The following is a 4772-nucleotide window of genomic DNA, read 5'->3' as shown; positions in this document are numbered from 1 at the left end:
CCTCGGCCTCGGCGGGGCCGCGCTCGCGGCCCGCGGCGGGTCCGGCGGCGACCCCACGATCGACCGGATCGCGAGCAGCAACGGGCGCGGCAGCAGCGGCGCCGAGGTGCGCGAGCTGCAGGAGCGGCTCACCGGCCTGGGCTACGACACCCGCGGCGTCGACGGCCAGTGGGGGCCGAACACGCAGGCGGCGTTCGACGCCTACCGGGCCGAGCACCCGCTGCAGGTGACGCCGGGCAGCGGCTACACGAGCCCCAGCGGCTACGACTACAACCAGATCAGCGGCGTGCGCGGCAACGCGAACGTGACGCCGGAGTTCCTCCGCGCGGTCGAGGGCGTCGCCCAGCGGGTCGGCGCCCAGCCCGAGCACCTGATGGCCGCGATGAGCTTCGAGACCGGCGGCACGTTCGCCGCCGACGTCCGCAACCCTCACAGCAGCGCGACCGGGCTGATCCAGTTCATGGACAGCACCGCCCGGGGCATGGGCACCACGACCGCCGACCTGGCCCGGATGACGCCGACCGAGCAGCTGACCTACGTCGAGCGCTACTTCGAGCCGTACCGCGGCCGCCTCGGCGACCTGGAGAGCGTCTACACGACCATCCTGTCCGGCCACCCGCACGGCGCGGGCGAGACGTTGTTCAGCGAGGGCACCCGGGCGTACGCCGCCAATGCGCCGCTCGACTTCGACCACGACGGCCGGATCACCACCGACGAGGCGACCTCCGCGGTCCGACGCCGATTGGAGGGCCGCTGAGCCAGCACCCGCACACCCACTCCACCACGCACGCACACACAGATCTGACGGAACAACAGAAGGAGCAGAGCAATGCCGATGAAGGGAATGGACGTCGAGGCCGGTCGCCAGTCGGCCCAGCAGATCACGCAGGGCGCCTCGGAGCTCGAGCAGCTCACCGGTCGTCTCACGCAGGTGATCGAGGGCTTCGAGTGGATCGGCCCGGACGCCGAGCGCACCCGCCAGGCCTGGCAGTCCGACTACCGCACGATGCTCACGCAGGTCGTCAACTCGCTGCAGGAGTTCTCGACGCTGATCAACAACCAGGCCCACGAGCAGGAGCAGGTCTCCAACTGACCTGACCGCCCCACCCACTGCCCGACCGATCCCCACCGACGCGAGGCCCGACGATGCAGAGCTGGATCCTGTCGCTGCGACCAGCTCCCGAGTCGGGCCTCCCGTCGGTGGACGTGCACGTGCGGGCCCGGCCGGGCGCCACCGTCGCCGACCTGGCCCGCGCCTTCGGCCGCCACGTCGCCCCCGACCAGCCCCATCTGCACCTGGTGCCGCTCGACGGCACCCTCCCCTGGCCGGCCGACCGGCCGCTCGCGGAGTGCGGGCTGCGCACCGGCGACCTCGTCGACGTCGTCTCCGCGCCGGCCTCGTGGCTGACCCGGGTCAGCACCACCTCCCGACCGCGCGCGGTGCTGCGGGTCACCGACGGACCCGACCGTGGCCAACGGCTGCACGTGCGCACCGGCTCGCTGACGCTGGGCCGGGCACCCAGCTGCACGCTGCGGCTCTCCGACCCGATGGTCTCCCAGCAGCACGCACGGATCGTCCTCGGCGCGCGCCCGACCGTGTACGACGAGGGCTCGGCCAACGGCACCACGGTCGCGGGCGAGCGGCTCACCAGCGCCCGCGAGATCGACTGGGGCACACCGATCCGGCTGGGCCGGAGCACGCTGGTCATCGAGCCCGGCGAGGTGCCCGGGGAGGCGTCCGACCAGGCCGCGGTGTCGGTGTACCGGCCGCCCCGGTTCGGCGACCCGCTCCTCGAGGAGGTCCTCGACGTCCCGTCGCCACCCACCAAGCAGCGACCCTCGCCGCTGCCCTGGGCGATGCTGATGCTGCCCATGGTGATGGGCATCGCGATCTTCATGCGCTCCCAGACGCCGTACGCGCTCGTCTACATGCTGGCGTGGCCGGTGCTCGGGGCCGCCGGGTGGTGGCAGCAGAAGCGGCAGGCGCGCCGGCAGTTCGAGGAGGAGAAGGCCGAGTGGCGCCACGACGTCGACGACCTGCTCACGGTCCTCGACGACCACGCCGCCCGCCAGCGCCGCCAGCTCCACGACGACTACCCCGACGCCGAGACGGTCCGCGCCCGGGCGGCCTCGCGCGACAAGTACCTCTGGGCGCGCGCGGAGGACCGCCAGGCCTTCCTGGTCACCCGGCTCGGCACCGGCACCGTGCCGGCCATGCTGCGCGGCTCGATCAAGGACGGGGGCGACCGGCCCTCGCGCCGCGAGGTCGCGGCCGAGCTCGCCGAGCGCGAGACGCTCGACGACATGCCGGTGCTGGCCGACCTCGCCCAGCACACCGTGCTCGCGCTGACCGGCCCCGAGGAGCACGTGGACGCGCTCGCGCGGTCGATGCTGCTGCGGATCGGGTTCGACCACTCCCCCGCCGAGGTCAGCGTCGCGGGCTGCTTCGGCCGCGGCCGCCGGCACCACGAGGCCTGGCTGCGCTGGCTGCCGCACGCCACGACCCGGGTCGGCGGGCAGCCCCCGGTCGCGATCGGCGCCCGCGCGGCGACCGCGTTGCTGGACCACCTCGTCGCCGAGGACGGCAACCCCGGGCACACGATCTGCTTCGTCGACGAGCACGCCGGGATCCCCCGGCGTACGGTCGAGGCCGTCGCCGCCGCGGCGCCCGAGCGCCACCTGCACCTGGTCTGGCTCGGCTCCGACCCCGACGAGGTCCCGGCCGCCACCGGCCTGCGCGTCGACCTCGGCACCGGCGAGGTGGGCGTCCGCGACCGGGGCGGCATCTCCCGGGTGGCGGTCCCCGACGCGGTCAGCCTCGACCACGCCTGGCGCAGTGCGCGGTCGATGACCGGGTACGTCGACGAGGCGGCCGTGCTGCCGCCCTCGACCGCGATCCCGTCGGTGGTGCGGCTGCCCGAGGTGAGCAGCGACTTCGAGGACCTCGACGACATCGTGGCCGTGCTGCGCCGGTGGAGCCAGTCCTCGGGCCTGCGCGCCCAGATCGGCCTCGGCATCGACGGCGTCGTCACGATCGACCTGCGCGAGGACGGCCCGCACGGCCTGGTCGCCGGCACCACCGGGTCGGGCAAGAGCGAGCTGCTGCAGTCGCTGATCTGCTCGCTGGCGCTGAACAACCCACCGAGCCGGATGAACTTCCTGCTCGTCGACTACAAGGGCGGCGCGGCGTTCCGCGAGTGCGCCGACCTGCCGCACACGGTCGGCTACATCACCGACCTCACCCCCGCCCTGGTGCAGCGCGCGCTGGCCTCGCTCGGCGCCGAGATCACCGCACGCGAGCACCTGCTCGGGCAGTACGGCGTCAAGGACCTCGTCCAGCTCGAGCGCGAGCACCCCGAGGCCGCCGTGCCGAGCATCCTGATCTGCGTCGACGAGTTCGCGGCGCTCACCAGCGAGGTGCCGGAGTTCGTCGACGGCATGGTCAACCTGGCCCAGCGCGGGCGCTCGCTCGGCCTGCACGTGCTGCTCGCCACCCAGCGTCCGGCCGGCGTCGTGACCGGCCCGATCCGGGCGAACACCGACCTCCGGATCGCACTGCGGGTCTCCTCGGCCGACGACTCCCGCGACGTCATCGACTCCCCGGAGGCGGCCCGGATCTCCCGGCGCACGCCGGGCCGGGCGTGGGTCCGCCGCACCGGCCACGGCACCGCCGAGCTCGTGCAGTCGGCGTGGACCGGCGCCCGTCAGCCGGTCGACGCGAGCGAGAACCCCGTGCTCGTGCAGCCCTTCTCGGCCTTCGCACCCCTCGAGCACGGACCCGGGGAGGAGGTGCGGCTCGACCCTCGCACCGACCTGGTGCGCTGCGTGACCACGATCCGCACCGCGTTCGCCCGCACGGAGGCCGCGCCGCCCAAGCGGCCGTGGCTGCCCGCCCTGCCGGCCGAGCTGCTGCTCGAGCCGGACCGGCTGATGGCCGACGCCGCCGACCGGCCCTCCGGGCGGGTGGTGCTCGGCCGGGTCGACGAGCCGGCCGCCCAGGCGCAGCCCGAGCTGCTCGTCGACTTCGCCTCCGTCGGGCACCTGCTGGTCTACGGGGCCTCGGGGTCGGGCAAGACCGAGCTGCTGCGCACGACCGTGCTGGCGGCCTCGCTGGGCGACGCGTTCGGCCCGCACCGGGCCGCGCCGTACGTCTACGGCCTCGACTTCGCCGGCGGCGGGCTCGCGGCGATCGCGGGGCTGCCGACGGTCGAGGCGGTCGTGCCCGAGGCACACCAGGGCCGGGCCCTGCGGCTGCTCCGGCTGCTGCGCCGCACGGTCGCCGACCGCACCTCGGCGCTGGCCGCGCACGGCTGCGCGGACCTCGACGACCTGGCGCGCACCGGCACCGTGCTGCCGCGGGTCTACGTCGCCATCGACAACCTGCCCGCGCTCGTGGAGAGCCTGGAGTCGGCCGGCGGCGTGGCCCGCGAGCACCTCGAGCACGTGCAGAACGTGCTGCAGAACGGCCGCCGGGTCGGCATCCACGTCGTCGCGACGGCCCCGGGCCGCACCGGCGTGCCGACCGCGCTGGCCGCCACGTTCGGCCGCCGGATCATCCTGCGGATGACCACCACCGACGACTACCTGATGCTGGGCGTACCGGCCAACGTGCTCGACGCGGACAGCCCCCCGGGCGCGGGCATGCTCAACCGCAGCGCGCTGCAGGTCGCCACCACCGGCGGGGCCGGCACCCCGGTGCAGGCCGAGCGGGTCCGCGCGATCGGCCACCTGCTCGAGCCGGCGGTCGCCGGCCGCGGCGCCGCGCCGGTCCC

Annotated in this window: 3 protein-coding genes; all 3 read left to right on the top strand. The window is 74.8% G+C overall.

The genetic code is table 11. The features are described 5' to 3' along the window. Positions 1–757 (top strand): peptidoglycan-binding domain-containing protein (locus VGD85_RS21145; protein ID WP_331065407.1); only part of this gene is annotated, 757 nt, incomplete at its 5' end. A gap of 72 nt (positions 758–829) precedes the next feature. After that, the gene (locus tag VGD85_RS21140) at positions 830–1093 is read left to right on the top strand and encodes a hypothetical protein (RefSeq protein WP_331065406.1); all 264 of its coding nucleotides are present in this window, start codon (positions 830–832) and stop codon (positions 1091–1093) included. Positions 1094–1146: 53 nt separating this feature from the next. Further along, a partial coding sequence (locus tag VGD85_RS21135) for an FtsK/SpoIIIE domain-containing protein (RefSeq protein WP_331065405.1) occupies positions 1147–4772 on the top strand: 3626 nt, incomplete at its 3' end.

This window comes from Nocardioides sp. (assembly GCF_036401255.1).
Taxonomy (GTDB): domain Bacteria; phylum Actinomycetota; class Actinomycetes; order Propionibacteriales; family Nocardioidaceae; genus Nocardioides.
The sequence above is the reverse complement of the archived record's forward strand: the minus strand, read 5'-3'. Positions and strand labels throughout refer to the sequence as shown.

What these genes read in the sequence shown, in the direction of transcription:
- VGD85_RS21140 (WP_331065406.1), top strand. Translation starts at nt 830, where the DNA reads ATGCCGATGAAGGGAATGGACGTCGAGGCCGGTCGCCAGTCGGCCCAG.